This is a genomic window from Arthrobacter sp. TJ-270, from assembly GCF_058269075.1.
The window spans coordinates 287,578-302,102 of record NZ_JBZCNB010000001.1; the positions used below are offsets into that span (position 1 = coordinate 287,578).

Here is a 14,525-nt window from a genome sequence, read left to right on the forward strand (position 1 = left end):
AACGACGACACCATCGCCGCTGGTCTCGGTGCCCATAGGCTCGAACCATGGATCTGCACGTCACGCTCGCCGCAGGTCCCGGAGTGCGGCTGCGCGGCGGTGAAACTACCGAGGAAATAGTCATCGTGAGGGCGCACCTGGCTACCGGCGAACAGCTCCAGGACCAACTGGAAAAGCGAACGGGCGCACAGCACCACTTCGTCAAGGGGAAACCGCTTCGAGAGCTCGAACCGGGGGTGCCACCCCTGACCTCCGGTGCCGTGATAATCGCGGCGGCGAGTGCACGCATGGCCCCGAGCCCGTCCCGCCCGGGTAGCCTGTTTTTTCTCGTACGGTCCGGGCCCGACGCAGGCAAAGCGATTCCGCTGACCCGCGGAACCTACACGATCGGCCGAAGCGCCGCAGACATCACCATTCATGACCCCGAGCTCTCCCGGGTGCACGCCGTTCTCACGGTGACCGATGACTCCCTGACCCTTCGCGATCGGAACTCAGCAAATGGCGTCTGGGTGAACGGGCACCGGGTTGAGCTGACCCGGGTGACCACGGCCTCCGACATCCGCATCGGGACCAGTCAATGCGCGCTCGTCCTTCCCGATACACCAGCCCAGCCGCCCCTTGCCGCCGACCTCAGCGAACCATGCGACATCAATGCTCCTCCACCGCAGGAAGCAAATCGTCTGATCTTCCTGACTGCATTCCTGCCGCTTGTGCTCGGGGTCGTGTTGGCCGTAACCACCGGAATGTGGTTCTTCCTCGCTTTCAGCGCCCTCTCCGCCGTGACAGGGTTGGTTCCACTCATCACCGGACGAAGAAAACGTCGCGCATTCTCCGCAGCCGTCACGGATGCAGTGAACGTGGACAGCAAACGACGACGGCGCGCAGCATCAGAGCCGGGCAGGTTTACCCTGACCACGCTCCGGCCATCATTGACCGCAGCCGGTAAGGCCAGCCCGCTGCTCACCGGTGGGCGATACCTGCGGCTCGGCGCTGCCGACCAACCCGCTAACGTCCGGCCCAAACCCGCACCGCCAGAGTGGCAGGTACCGGTCATTGCGGAGGCGCCAGTGCTCGTCCCGTTGGTTGAGCCGGGAAGCGAAAAGCCTGTCAGCCTGCACATCCGTGGCCCGGAGGAAGTTCTCATGCGCGTCGCTCACCTCCTGCTCCTTCAACTCTCCGCCCTTCTCGAATCCGGCGAGATCCTCTGTTATGGTCACTCGTCGGGCCTGCCGGCGGCAGCACGGTTCCTGCCACGGGTATCCCTCGTCGCTCACCGGGCGCGCCTTGTCGAACTTCTCGCGAGCGGTCGGTACACCTCGCTCGTGTTATTCGGCGCCGACCACGTTCCCGAGACTCCCCGTCTGCGTATCTACCGCTTCTCCTCGTCCGCGGGACTTGAGGATGAAAGTTGGACGGCCGATTACTTTCCGTCGGATCCGGTCCTGCGAACTCCTAACGGCGTCATTTCCTTCCGCCCTGATTACGTGCGTGCTGAGACGTTCGATGTGTTGGCCCGGTCAATCGGAGCCCAAGCAGATCCCGACGCGGACGACGGGCCAGATACATCGGTACCGGAGGCTATTGCATTGCCGGACCTCTTACCCTGTGACGCCGCAACCATTGGAGAGAGGTGGCGTGAGTCCTCGAACGGAGCGCGTCTGAGGACTGTCGTGGGTTCATCTGCTGCAGGGCCCCTCATCCTTGACCTGGTCGCGGACGGTCCGCACATGCTCATCGCCGGGACAACCGGGTCCGGCAAATCAGAGTTCCTGCGGACGCTGGTCCTGGGCCTCGGCTTGAACTGCTCCCCCGCTGACCTCAATTTCCTCTTCATCGATTTCAAGGGCGGCTCCGGACTCGGCGCGCTGGCAGGTCTTCCCCATGCCGCCGGCATGCTCACCGACCTGTCTGCTGCCGCGGTCTCACGAGCCCTGATCTCCCTGAGAGCCGAGGTCAAACGGCGGGAAGCGATGTTTGCGGACAGTGGAGCTTCCGACTACCTCGAATACCGTCAACGCACCTCGATTCAGCTGCCCCGGCTCGTAACCGTCATTGACGAGTTCCGGATGCTGAGCGAAGAGATCCCCGGTTCCGTACACGAGCTGATGCGGATCGCGACCCTGGGCCGCTCGCTCGGCATGCATATTGTCCTCGCAACCCAACGCCCGCAAGGCGCCATCACGTCCGAAATCCGCGCGAACATCACCACAAGCGTCGCCCTGAGAATGCAGTCCGCAATGGAATCCCAGGACGTCCTCGAATCAGCTGCCGCCTCCTCAATTCCAGTTGGCCTCCCCGGTCGTGGATACCTGCGCGTCGGATCCGGCCGAGCCATCGAATTCCAGACGGCTACGACTTCGGGACACGGCAAGGGAACACTATCGGCTACCATTACGTCCTTCACTTCCCTGCTGACTCGGAAGGCCCGCTCGAACTCTCCCACGCGATCAGCAGAAGAAGTTCCCTCCGACGCCAAGACCAGCATTCAGGCGATGGTCGATTCTGCCGACCGCGCCGCACGGGCACTTCAGCTCCCCGTGCTCCAGGCACCGGTCTGTCCGCCCCTGCCCTCCACACTGGCTCGCGCAGCGGAGGCGCCGGCCGACACCCCACAGCTCGGCTTACTCGACATGCCGGATAAACAGCTCCAACGCCCGCTGATGTGGGAACCCGCGCGTCACTCTCATCTCGCACTTGTGGGGCAACCCGGAAGCGGGCTGAAATACGCCCTCACACACATGGCAACAGAGCATCTGCGCGCAGCTCCCGACCGACACCTCTACCTTCTTGACGGAGACTCAAGCCTGCGTGCAGTGATGGACACCCCTCAGGTCGGCGCCTATGTGACCGCTTCCGAGGTCAAGCGGGCCGCCCGTGTCCTCCAGCGCATCAGTGAACTCGTGGCTGACCGCCTCAACGATGCTGCTGAACGTCGGGGAGGAGTTCAGCCCCTCACCGTTTTCGTCTCCGGGTGGGGCAGGTGGGCGACGGCCTTCAGGAGCGGCCGCTTCGCCTCGGCGGAAGAAGCTCTGCAGGACATCGTGCGTGACGGAGAAGCGGCCGGGATCGCGCTTGTCATCGCCGGCGACCGGGAGCTCATCGCCAGCAGGTTCTTTTCCATGCTGCCTAACCGGCTCTACCTGCCACTGGATGCCAGCCCGGAGACGCTCCTCAGCTGGCCGAAGCTACCTGCAATGGACGCCGTACCCGGCCGAGCCTTCGTCCAGGGCCGCATCAGCCCGGACACAGAAGCTGTTGCGCAACTCGTCACGGAAGGTAGCCCGATACCGTACGTGCAACCCGCACAGAATCCTTTTCCTGTGGCCGGGCTCCCTCGCGTCGTCAGCGGCACCGAGCTGAAACCAGCCAGGTCAGGGTCGCGGACGCTTTGCGTTCCTGTCGGATTGGGCGGAGACGATCTTGCCACCGCGTACCTCCCCCTGCCGCAACACACCCCGGCACTGATCGTGGGCGCCCCAGGAACGGGTAAGTCAGAAACGCTCGATCTGATCGCGCAAATGGCCCCGCCCTCACTCAGATGCCGGAGACCTCCCAGGAACGAGGACGCGGAGGCCTTCTGGAGACTGGAGGCTGCCGCGGGAGCCGGCTCAGGTGACCTGCTATTGGTCGATGATGCCGATCTGCTTCCGCGCGATACACACCAGCGACTCGCTGCGATGCTTGCGGCCGGCGCTCGGGCAGTCTTCGCATCCTCACCGTCCCCTTCCGCTGCGACCAGTCCGGCTCTGACCACCCTCCGGATCAACCCGCTGGGAATCGTCCTCGGCCCCCGGTCGCCGACTGACGGCGATGTATTCGGCTTGCGCCTCGACGTGGACGGCACCCCGCCGCCGGGACGCGGCATCCTGGTCGAGACACGCCGCACCGTCGAAATCCAGATTGCGACAGGCGGAGACATCGAGCCGGGTGGCGATCTTTGCAATCAGATCGCATAGCTACCGGTTCAGAGCATCGGGGTACCGTCGCCAACCCTACTCGTGTACGCCACAACGGGGCGCGTGAATAGTTGGTGGACCACAACCACGGCAGGAACCAACATCAGCAGTCCCACCCAAATGACTCCACCGGTCAGTGTGGGGACGGCAATAACAATCAGGAACAGCTGGAAAACGAGGGCAGCCGAACGAGTCCACCGGTAGCCGCGGAAAAAGAAATGAGCCACGACCAGAAGCCATCCTGAGAAGAGCAGCAGAAGGACCAGCATGAAGACCGCACCACCCAAAGAGGCAGGAGTACTTGTCATCAGCCCGAAAGCGAACCAGCCGGCGACCGCAAGGAGGACTGCGGCCTCACATAATAGGATCACCGCGATCACCGTGACGCCTCCCGGCCGCGTTGTTCCGTTGGGCTGGGGCAGCGGCGAGGGTCTTGACACAGTGGCACCCTACCGGACATAGTCGTTCACATCCACGACCGTTCTGGTGATGTCAACTGTGTGACGCATCCCTCACGTTCTGAGGCAATTACCTATGCGTTACCTCTTGTTTGCGTGTGCGTAACGTGACAGCCTTAATGAAGGAAAATGCGGGGGCCGTTGTGGCCCCCTTTACTATGAGACCCCTCGTGAATGTTTTCACAAAGCTTTCACGAGTCGTAAGGAGAATGTGATCAGCATGGACTGGCGTAGCCGCGCTGCCTGCCTAGACAAGGACCCGGAATTGTTCTTCCCGGTCGGCAACACAGGGCCTGCCCTGCTGCAGATTGAAGAAGCAAAGAGCGTTTGCCGTCGCTGCCAGGTCATGGACACCTGCCTCCAGTGGGCCATCGAGTCCGGACAGGACGCCGGAGTCTGGGGCGGCCTGAGCGAAGACGAGCGTCGTGCACTCAAGCGTCGGGCAGCCCGCGCGAGGCGAGCATCCTGACGTAAACACGTACATACTGCAGGGAGGGCATCTTTGATGCCCTCCCTGCAGCATGTACGGACCCCCTTGCGCGGGTCAACTCCCCTGTGAAGAAGGCCGGGCCGCACCTGTCTTGCGGCGAGCCCCGGGAATACCCATTTCGATGGTCACCACCGTGCCGCCCCCCTCGCGCGCGGTCCATTCAATTGTTCCGCCGAGCTCGCTCATGACGAGCGTCCTTACGATCTGTAGACCGAGTCCTTCGGTGTAGCCCTCGGCGGGCAGGCCGGCGCCGTCGTCCATGATGGACACGGTGAGCAGTTCGCCCTCATCGTCCACACTGCGGTCGGCCCTCAACCACACAGTGCCGGGCTGGTCCGCAAGTCCGTGTTCGACGGCGTTGGTCACCAGCTCGTTGATCACCAGGGCGAGTGGAGTGGCGAAGTCGCTTGGCAGTTCGCCAAACTCGCCGGCCCGTTCAGTCCGGACAGCCTGATTCGGCGACGCGACCTCCGCCGACAGACGGAACTGGCGTGCAATCAGTTCGTCGAAGTCGACGCTCTGCGACAGACCCTGGGAAAGAGTCTCATGAACCAGGGCGATCGTCGCTACACGTCGCATTGCCTGCTCGAGGCCCTGTTTCGCTTCATCGCTCACCATGCGCCGTGACTGCATTCTCAACAGTGCAGCGACGGTCTGCAGATTATTCTTCACCCGGTGGTGGATCTCGCGGATAGTGGCGTCCTTGGAAACCAACTCCATCTCCCTGCGCCTGAGTTCAGACACATCCCGGCAGAGCACCAGCGCACCGAAACGCTGCTTCTCGTCGCGCAGGGGAATGGCGCGCAACGACAGGCTCACGTTCCGGGACTCGATCTCAGTCCGCCAGGGCATCTTCCCAGTCAGCACCAGAGGAAGGGTCTCGTCGACCATCCTGCGGTCTTTGAGCAGCGAGGTCACGATTTCGGCAAGCGGGCGACCCTCGAGGGTTTCGACATCACCCAGCCTTCGGAACGCCGAGACGCCGTTAGGGCTGGCGTACTGCACGACGCCGTCAACATCGAGCCTGATCAGGCCGTCCCCCACACGCGGAGCGCCACGTCTGGAACCGGTGGGAGTAGCAAAATCCGGCCACAGCCCCAGGGTGCCCATCCGCAGCAGATCATACGCGCACTGGCGGTAGGTGAGCTCCAGCCGCGAAGGCATGCGTGAGCTGGAGAGGTCCATGTGTGAAGTGACGACGGCGAGCGTCCGGCCGTTCCGCACCATGGGAACCGCTTCAACCCGCATGGCCATCTCTGTGGTCCAGTTCGTTTCACCTGAACGCTCGATCTGTTGGCTGTCCCAGGCCTTGTCAACAAGCGGCTGAAGGTCGGCTCGAATCCGCTCCCCCACGAAGTCGCTGTGGAAGACGGTATGGGAGGTCGACGGGCGCACGTGCGCCAAGGCGACGTATCCGCCGTCGTGCAGTGGGAACCACAGTGCCAGATCAGCGAAAGCCAGATCCGCGACCATCTGCCAGTCCCCCACCAGCAGATGCAGCCACTCAGCGTCTCCGGGGGCAAACCCTGTATGTTCCCGGATCGGATCCGTGAAGATTGCCACCAATGTCTCCCTTACTGCCGCACGATGGAACGCAGTAAGCGTAGTGCAACCGACAGCGATGCCATATCGTCGCGTTCCAACTGGTTAACCTCGGCGAACATTTTCCTTGCCCGATCCAGATATTCAGCGTTGAGCTTCTCCCACTCCTGAAGCCTGCTCGACGCGTCGGACGATTCCAGATGTGACGAGCTGTTCATGACTGACACAGTCATTTCCGACACCGTTGTGTAGAGGTCATCACGCAGGGCTGCGCGTGCCAATGCCTGCCAGCGGTCTTCTCTGGGCAGCGAGGTAATGCGCTCGAGCAGGTTATCCACGTTGAAGCGGTCGTAGATGGCGAAATAGACCTCGGCGATGCGCTCCACCGGTTCAGCCACACGTCGCGAAATCAGTGCAACGTCGAGCAACCCGAAGGATTCGAACTGCTCCGCCCAGTTTTGCGCAAGTGAATCGGGCAGCCCCCACTCCTCGGCCCGCTTGAACCCGGCCTTCACCCGTTCGAGGTCGCCGCCCCGCACGTAATCAATGAGCCTTGTGCGCAGCGGATCGATGAGCGGCTTGAAAGCCGCAATGTCTTCCTGCACGGTCGAGCCGCGTCCAACGTGATTGACGAACCAGCGCACTGCACGGTCCAGCAGCCGTCGAACGTCGAGATGGACGGTTGTCCAGTTCTCGGTCGGGAAGCTGGGTGGGAGTGCGGCGAGTGCTTCGACGGTCCGCTCGAGTTCGTAGATCTCCCGCAGGGCAATGAATGCACGCGCCACGACCGGCTCACTGACCGACGTTTCCTCCATGACCCGGAAGACGAACGTGATACCGCCCAGGTTGATCATGTCGTTCGCGATCACCGTGGAAATGATCTCGCGGCGGAGCGGATGAGTGTCGAGTTCCTGATCGAACCGTTCGACGACCTGACGGGGGAAGTAACTCCTCAGCGTGTCCTTGAACCACGGGTCATCGGCGAGATCGCTCTTGGTGAGCGCTTTTGTCAGCTCGATCTTGGCGTAGGCGGCAATGACGGACAGCTCCGGCGACGTCAGGCCTTGACCACGCTCCGCCCGTGCACGTAGCTCCTTCGTGGATGGAAGAGCTTCAAGTTCCCGATTGAGGTCCGCGTGCGACTCGAGCCAGTCCATCAGCCTTTCGAAGCTCGGGCTCCACTCCAGGACGCGCTGCCGGTCATTGAGGAGCAGCATGTTCTGGTCGATGTTGTCCTGGAGGACGAGGTCAGCTACCTCGTCCGTCATCGAGTGCAGGAACTCAGTACGATCTTCCGCGCGGAGTCGGCCGATACGCACCATCCGGTCAACGAAGATCTTGATATTGACCTCGTGGTCGGAACAATCGACGCCTGCTGAGTTGTCGATTGCATCCGTGTTGAGGAGCACTCCGTTCAGCGCAGCCTCGATCCGGCCACGCTGGGTCATCCCCAGATTGCCGCCCTCGCCGATGACCCGCGCACGCAGCTGGTTCCCGTTGACCCGGATAGCGTCGTTTGCCTTGTCGCCAACATCGCTGTGGGTTTCGGTCGAAGCCTTCACATAGGTACCGATACCGCCGTTGTAGAGGAGGTCAACCGGTGCAGTGAGGATGGCGCGCAGAAGCTCCGGAGGACTCATGCTGGTGATGGACTCATGGAGGCCGAGCGCCAACCGTACCTGCTCACTGAGGGGAATGGACTTCACATGGCGGGCGTACACGCCGCCCCCCTCGCTGATCAGCTCCGGGTTGTAATCGGCCCAGCTGGAGCGCGGAAGCTCGAAGAGCCGCTTGCGCTCAGCAAACGACGTCGCAGCGTCGGGATTGGGGTCAAGGAATATGTGGCGATGGTCGAAAGCCGCAACGAGGCGGATGTGTGTGGAGAGCAGCATGCCGTTGCCGAACACATCTCCGCTCATGTCACCGACGCCCGCGACCGTAAACTCCTCGTTCTGGGTATCAACGCCGAACTCGCTGAAGTGGCTCTTTACTGATTCCCAGGCGCCGCGCGCCGTGATACCCATCGCCTTGTGGTCGTACCCAACCGAGCCGCCCGAGGCGAAGGCATCGCCCAGCCAGAAGCCGTATTCAGCCGACAGCTCGTTGGCGATATCCGAGAAGGAAGCCGTTCCCTTGTCCGCTGCCACAACGAGGTAACTGTCGTCACCGTCGTGCCGGACCACCCTTTGCGGGGGGACGACCTGCTCGCCGTCCTCTGTGGTCACGAGGTTATCCGTGATGTCCAGAAGCGCCCGGATGAACGTACGGTAACTCGCCTGGCCCTCCGCCATCCACGCGGCACGGTCCTGGACGGGGTCGGGCAGCTGCTTCGCGTAGAAACCACCCTTCGCGCCCGTGGGAACGATCACGGCATTCTTGACCGTCTGGGCTTTCACAAGTCCGAGGATCTCCGTGCGGAAGTCCTCCCGCCGGTCAGACCACCGTAGCCCGCCGCGAGCGATGTCACCGAAGCGCAGATGGACGCCCTCGATCTGCGGCGAATATACCCAGATCTCGAACTTGGGACGGGGATGCGGTGCACCCTCGATCGCCGCCGTATTCAGCTTGTAACTGATGTGGTGCTTGTCCTGGAAGTAGTTGGTGCGCAGGGTGGCTTCAATCACATTGGTGAACGTGCGCAGCACCCTGTCCGCGTCAAGCGTGGGAACCTGCTCCAGATCGCTGTCCAACTTTCGGCGGACCTGGGCAGTCGTCTCTTTCCGCTGGGTGTCGCTGAGGTCCGGGTCGAAGCGGGCCTCGAAGAGCGCGATGAGCCCGCGCGTCACTGCAGGATTGCCCAGCAGGGTGCCGCTGATGAATCCGTACGAATTCATGTTGCCCATCTGCCGCATGTATTTCGCATAGCTGCGAAGAACCGCGACCTGCCGCCAGCGGAGGTTCATCCTCAGAACGAGTCGATCGAAGGAATCCGATTCACTGGCGTTGGCCATGGCAGCAGCGAACGCCTCCTCCAGCAGTTCACCTGTACCTTCCGGATCGATTCCGGGTGGATACCGCAGGCCGAGGTCGTAGAGGAAGAAGTCCCTGCCGTCGGAGCGCTCAATCTCAAAGGGCCGCTCGTCGAGCACCTCCAGACCGAGATTGTGCAGGAACGGCAATATCTGGCTGAGACTCTTCGGTTCAGTCAGATACAGCTTGAGACGCGCATTCTCCTCCAGATGTTCGCCGGCTCCGTTAGGCACGTACACGTGCATGATGGGACCGGGAGTATCAGTGCGGTCATAAACCGAGAATTGTTCGATGTCTTCGAGAGCATCCTCAACTTCATAGTCCACCCGGTATGCCGCGGGGAAAGCCTCGGCCCACAGGCGTGAGAATTCTTCAGCATCCTGGCGGCTGAACCTGGTACGGGCTACTTCATCGATGCCCTCGGACCAGGACCGGGCTGCCATGACGAGCCGCTGTTCGAGCTCGGAAACCTCCACCTTCGCCACTTCCGCCCCTTTGGGGAGCCGGATCCGGAAGAAAAGGCGGGCAAGCGCGGATTCGCTCATGCGCGCCTCATAGTCAATCGACTCGGCATTGAAGGTGCGCCGCAGCTCGTCCTCAATGCGCAAACGCACGCTGGTCGTATAACGGTCCCGCGGAAGGTAGACCAGCGCGGACATGAAACGTCCGTAGGTGTCGGGACGGAGGAACAACCGGGTACGGCGCCTCTCCTGCAGCTTCAGGATCCCCATCGCCGTGTTGACCAGATCGTTGACATCTATCTGGAACAGCTCGTCCCGGGGGTACGTCTCGAGGATGGAGAGCAGGTCCTTGCCCGAGTGCGAATCGGATGGGAATCCGCATCGGCGCAGGACCTCATTGACCTTCTCCCGCACGATCGGAACATTGCGTACCGATTCGGTGTAGGCGCTGGTGGCGAACAATCCAATGAATCGTTGCTCGCCGCAGACATCACCCTGCTGATCGAACTGCTTGATGCCGATGTAATCGAGGTAGGCGGCACGGTGAACTGTTGACCGGGAGTTTGCCTTGGTGATCACCAGCGGCTGCTTCTCCCGTGCTTTCGCGCGTCCTGCCTGGGTCAGATGCTGAACCGGCCGGCCCTCGAGCGGGTGGCGAAGCAGGCCCAGCCCGCTATCGTCGCGGACGCTGAGCACGTCCTCGCCGTCTACCGTCTCAAGGTCGTATTCCTTGTACCCGAGAAAGGTGAAATTGCCCTGGTCCAGCCAGGCAAGCAGGTCCCTGGCCTGTTCCAACCCAACGACACCGGCGCTTTCCGGCACTGCCTGCAGGGTGTTCGCCACTTCACGCAGCTTGCCGCGCATGGCAGCCCAGTCCTCTACTGCGGCACGGACATCGGAGAGAACACGCTGAAGACCGGCGATGATTTCCGACCGCCGCGCCTCATCACCGATCCGGCCGACTTCGACCGCTATCCAGGACTCAATGTGCGCGCTGACATCCCCCTCAGCCACCAAATCAGCCAGGTTAGGGAGTGCAGCGGTGTCCCCGCTTGATGATCCAGCGGAGGAAGGAACCCGCTGGAGCCTCCTCAGGTCAGCAGACGAACGATCCCGCACGGCAACGAACGTGGGGTGCACAACCAACCGGATGGCCGCCTGTTGCCGCACGAGTTCCGCGGTAACGGAATCCACGAGAAAAGGCATGTCGTCCGTGACGACCAGGACGATGCTCGCATCATCCTGATCGAAAACTCCAACAAGTGCCTCGCCGTTGGGCCGCGCCGCGGCTAGAGCGCGGTGCTCAAGCGCCCGTTCGGTCAGCGCGTCCGGCGAATAGGCGCCGGCGTCGTCGTCCGAGAGGTGCTGGTAATAGTGCTGGATGAACTCGGTGAATGAAGTGTCAGAGCTGGACTGTTCCGTGGTGCTGGATCCAGACGACATGAACCGCCTCCGTAACGAAATGAAAGGCCGCCCCTTTGCGACCCCCTTACTGTGAGAGCCTAACGCCGTTGGTCGAAAACTTCATTTCATTGTGTCTTAGCCCAGAAGCGCCTCGTCTTGCTTGTTCATCCGGCACATCGACGAGGGCGGCAATTGCGTGGCGAAGCGGCGAGGTCATCGCGACCTCGCGTAGTGCCGAGCCTTTGAGCAAGGCATTATCGGCGGCGTCGAAATCGGCGGGCAGGAATGCCGAAATGGGCATCGACGGACCGAACCTTTCCCATGCCTCGCGAAGCTGACGCTCCGGTGAGCGACCGACTGCAGCCGCCCTCACTTTGTTGAAGATGACGCGCGGCATTGCGGTCGGTACCGCTTCATCAAGTTCTGCCAGCGATCGAACCAGTCGTGGAACCCCCACGGAGTCCGCTGACCCGATGGCGTACACCTCATCCGCCAGCTCAAGGCACCGCAGCGTCGCACCGTTACGCCGCGGTGCCAGAGTGTCGAAGCTCAATTCCTCGTCCGCTTCCAGACCAAAAGCGCAGTCGATGACGACGGTGTCGAACATCGAGCGAGCTAGCGAAAGGACGCGGGTGAGCGCGGAAGGTCGCACTTCCGCCCACCGGTCAGCCCGGGTGACACCGGTAAGCACATGCAGCGGATGCCCATCGATGGTTACCTCTGTGCAAATGCGCTGCAGTGAGATACTGTCCAAAATCCCCTGGTCAGCCAGGCGGCAGGCTTGCGCGATTCCCGCTGATTCATCCAGAAGGCCCAGAAAGGCGGCAATACTGGCGCCGTAGGTGTCGGCGTCCAATAACAGGACCCGAGTTTTCATCGCAGCTAATTCGGCCGCAACGTTGACAGCCACCGTGGTGCGGCCGGTTGCACCGGTGGGACCCCACGCAACCACCACGGTTCCAGCGCCCGGTGGCTCAGCTTCTTCAGCCGGGGACGGCGCTTCAGGTTTCAGGGCGCGGGAAGTATCAGCAAATGCAGAGCTGGTCGTGCCCGTTCGACGCAGGTCCAGGTCCGCCACGGCAGCGGCAACTTCGTCCGCGAGCGCTCCGGCCTCCACGGTGGTGGCTGCATGCCGTATTTCCAGCGCGCGCAGGCGCTCCCGTGCATCGTCGTCGTCCGTCAACGCGACTATGGCGACATCTGAAGCGCGCAGGCGCTCGACGAGAGACGAGGTGAGTTCACCGGCGTCAAAGGCAACAATGGCAGCGCGGGCTATTCCTGTTTGGCATGCCACGATCATTTCCGCGAATTCATCGCAGCGTCGAACCACGGTAACGGGTCCGCGCAACTGTTCCAGGCCAGTGACACATTCGCTGGCGGCACGCCCGACGGTGACTACGGGAATACTCACCGCGCACCCGCGTTGACGACGACAGCGATCCTCGCCTCGTTCGACAGTGCGTCCAGGAGTGCAGGTAGGGTTTCATCACCGACCAGCACGAAGACCCTAGCGGACTGGGTGGCGCCGAGCGCAGAATCTTCCGTCGTGTAGTCATAGATCTCCGCGCCTTCAAGGAGCAACTCCGGTGCACCGAACTCATTGCCCTCCGCCCGCGGAGAGACCCACACGTCTACCCGACCTCCTGTGGCAGTACCAGCCGGCAAGGGGTCCTCTATTGTGAGGCCTACCGGTTTACGGTCGAGGGCATCGGCTGTTCCCATGCCGGAAACGGGAAGTAACTCTCCGGCGGATATCAGCCTTTGCGCAACTGCGTTGTCCGGAAGCCCCTCGCTGACCATTCGGTACGAACCTTCAACCTCACCGAGCCTCACCGGAACGATGTGGAAATCATCTTCGGTGAGCTCAGCGCCAACCGGCAGGTCCTCGCGCGCGGCATAGACGCCGATCGTTTTGTCCGCACTTTCGACCAGGGCGATCACGCCAACAATAGACACGCACACCAACAGGATGCCCACAAGCAGGCGCGGGTCCTTCCACGACGGTTTGCGCAACCGAATTGGCGCATCCGCGCGCACCGGACTATCGATCTTGAGACTCACGTGCGTTCCCCTGTTCCCCGCTGCTTTGCCATCTTCTGCGTCGCGCAGTGGAGAACTGCGCGCCAGAAGCAATTCTCTGCCAGCGTTTCGACAATTGGAAACCACTTGCACGAATAAGCAACAAACTGTGGATATCGAAGCCGAACACCGCCTCGGGGTGGCAAGATGAATGAAAAAGTTTCTTGCATAGAACGAAGGGAAAGGCGGCTTTCGTGGCACAGAAACGGTTCATGACGCTTGCCGATGTGGGAGAGGTGCTCAATATTTCCTCATCGCAAACTTACGCGCTGGTACGCTCGGGTGAGCTGCCGGCGATTCAGGTAGGCGGCCGCGGACAGTGGCGGGTGGAGACTCAGGTCCTTGAGGACTACATTGCCCGCGCCTACCAAAAGACGGCCGCAAGCGTGAAGGAAGGTTTACACGCTGAGCAGGATGTCTAGCATCCAGCTTCAACGGTGACTGAGGGCGGCGCCTGCATAGGCGCCGCCCTCAGCAATTTTCTGTGCCGCAACCGTTCAGGTAACACCGCCGTTCTAGCGGGAGGAAACCGCAGCGATTCCCGAAAAGGGAACGGCGTAAACGGCAGACACCCTCGCCGAGCGTCGCGACTCTCCGGGCAACACTGCCGCGATTTCAAGAAAGTCCTTCCCGACGCGGTCAATAATTCCCTCAATGCGAGCCCCGCCTTCCACCCTGTGCACGCTAACGGATGCGCGGTCCCTGGCCAGCGTTCGCATGGCGGATCCCAGCCCGAGCGCCCCATGGACGTGGGATTTTTCCCCGGTCACGCCGCGACCCAAGCCCTCAACAAGTCGAATGGCGATCAGCGGGACCACTACTTCCGTTGGCGCTTTGCTCAGTACCAGCCACTCAGACCCAACGTGGGTTAACTCTCCATCGAAAAGTTCGCCGCCGGACGTCCCCACCCGCAGGAGGAGTCCAAGTTGCCCCCGAAGACGGTCAGCGAGGGTGACGGTTCCCTGCTCTCGACGAACCCGGTCGGCTATCTCGGCATCTCCTGCCACTTGCTCAGCAGCGTCGAATTGGGCCTCGAGGTCCTCGAAAAGAGCTGTCCAGCGCATCGGATCAGCCTACGATTCGGCGAATCCCACGGTCAACTAGTAGACATCTAGACTCATTCAAGATAGACAAGTGCTAGTCAAACGCATCAAAACACGTCAAA

Annotated in this window: 9 protein-coding genes; 3 read left to right on the forward strand and 6 right to left on the reverse strand. The window is 61.9% G+C overall.

Features of this window, described 5'->3' with window-relative positions; genetic code table 11:
- Positions 1-47 precede the first annotated feature (47 nt).
- Positions 48-3,956, forward strand: a complete 3,909-nt coding sequence (locus AC4D2M_RS01365) for a type VII secretion EssC family protein (protein WP_490889336.1) — start codon at positions 48-50, stop codon at positions 3,954-3,956.
- An 8-nt stretch (positions 3,957-3,964) separates the two neighbouring features.
- Here AC4D2M_RS01365 and AC4D2M_RS01370 read toward each other — a convergent pair whose 3' ends face one another.
- Positions 3,965-4,396: a hypothetical protein gene (locus AC4D2M_RS01370; RefSeq protein WP_490889338.1), complete on the reverse strand. Its 432-nt coding sequence runs from the start codon at positions 4,394-4,396 to the stop codon at positions 3,965-3,967.
- A gap of 238 nt (positions 4,397-4,634) precedes the next feature.
- Here AC4D2M_RS01370 and AC4D2M_RS01375 point away from each other — a divergent pair, with 238 nt between their 5' ends.
- Positions 4,635-4,883 (forward strand): WhiB family transcriptional regulator, encoded by a 249-nt coding sequence (locus AC4D2M_RS01375; RefSeq protein WP_026533500.1) that lies wholly within the window; start codon positions 4,635-4,637, stop codon positions 4,881-4,883.
- Positions 4,884-4,958: 75 nt separating this feature from the next.
- On the opposite strand, the gene AC4D2M_RS01380 is transcribed toward AC4D2M_RS01375, so the two are convergent.
- The 4 genes from AC4D2M_RS01380 to AC4D2M_RS01395 are packed head-to-tail and all read right to left on the reverse strand — an operon-like array spanning position 4,959 to position 13,342.
- Complete coding sequence (locus tag AC4D2M_RS01380) at positions 4,959-6,467, reverse strand: sensor histidine kinase (RefSeq protein ID WP_490889341.1); 1,509 nt, start codon at positions 6,465-6,467, stop codon at positions 4,959-4,961.
- A gap of 11 nt (positions 6,468-6,478) precedes the next feature.
- Positions 6,479-11,320 carry an NAD-glutamate dehydrogenase gene (locus tag AC4D2M_RS01385; RefSeq protein WP_490889342.1) on the reverse strand — a complete coding sequence of 1,614 codons (4,842 nt, stop codon included), beginning with the start codon at positions 11,318-11,320 and terminating at the stop codon, positions 6,479-6,481.
- 46 nt (positions 11,321-11,366) lie between these two features.
- Complete coding sequence (locus tag AC4D2M_RS01390) at positions 11,367-12,692, reverse strand: CpaE/TadZ family protein (protein ID WP_490889343.1); 1,326 nt, start codon at positions 12,690-12,692, stop codon at positions 11,367-11,369.
- Entirely contained in the window at positions 12,689-13,342 is a 654-nt protein-coding gene (locus AC4D2M_RS01395; protein WP_490889345.1) for a hypothetical protein, read from the reverse strand. The genes AC4D2M_RS01390 and AC4D2M_RS01395 overlap by 4 nt, the downstream gene beginning before the upstream one ends.
- Before the next feature lie 212 nt (positions 13,343-13,554).
- Between AC4D2M_RS01395 and AC4D2M_RS01400 the strand changes: the two genes are divergently transcribed.
- Positions 13,555-13,782, forward strand: a complete 228-nt coding sequence (locus AC4D2M_RS01400; protein ID WP_490889347.1) for a helix-turn-helix domain-containing protein — start codon at positions 13,555-13,557, stop codon at positions 13,780-13,782.
- 93 nt (positions 13,783-13,875) lie between these two features.
- On the opposite strand, the gene AC4D2M_RS01405 is transcribed toward AC4D2M_RS01400, so the two are convergent.
- Positions 13,876-14,424 carry a hypothetical protein gene (locus AC4D2M_RS01405; RefSeq protein ID WP_490889348.1) on the reverse strand — a complete coding sequence of 183 codons (549 nt, stop codon included), beginning with the start codon at positions 14,422-14,424 and terminating at the stop codon, positions 13,876-13,878.
- Positions 14,425-14,525 lie beyond the last annotated feature (101 nt).

Excerpts from the sequence above, each read along its gene's own strand:
- AC4D2M_RS01365 (WP_490889336.1), top strand. The coding sequence starts at position 48 with ATGGATCTGCACGTCACGCTCGCCGCAGGTCCCGGAGTGCGGCTGCGC.
- AC4D2M_RS01375 (WP_026533500.1), top strand. The coding sequence starts at position 4,635 with ATGGACTGGCGTAGCCGCGCTGCCTGCCTAGACAAGGACCCGGAATTG.
- AC4D2M_RS01385 (WP_490889342.1), bottom strand. The coding sequence starts at position 11,320 with ATGTCGTCTGGATCCAGCACCACGGAACAGTCCAGCTCTGACACTTCA.
- AC4D2M_RS01405 (WP_490889348.1), bottom strand. The coding sequence starts at position 14,424 with ATGCGCTGGACAGCTCTTTTCGAGGACCTCGAGGCCCAATTCGACGCT.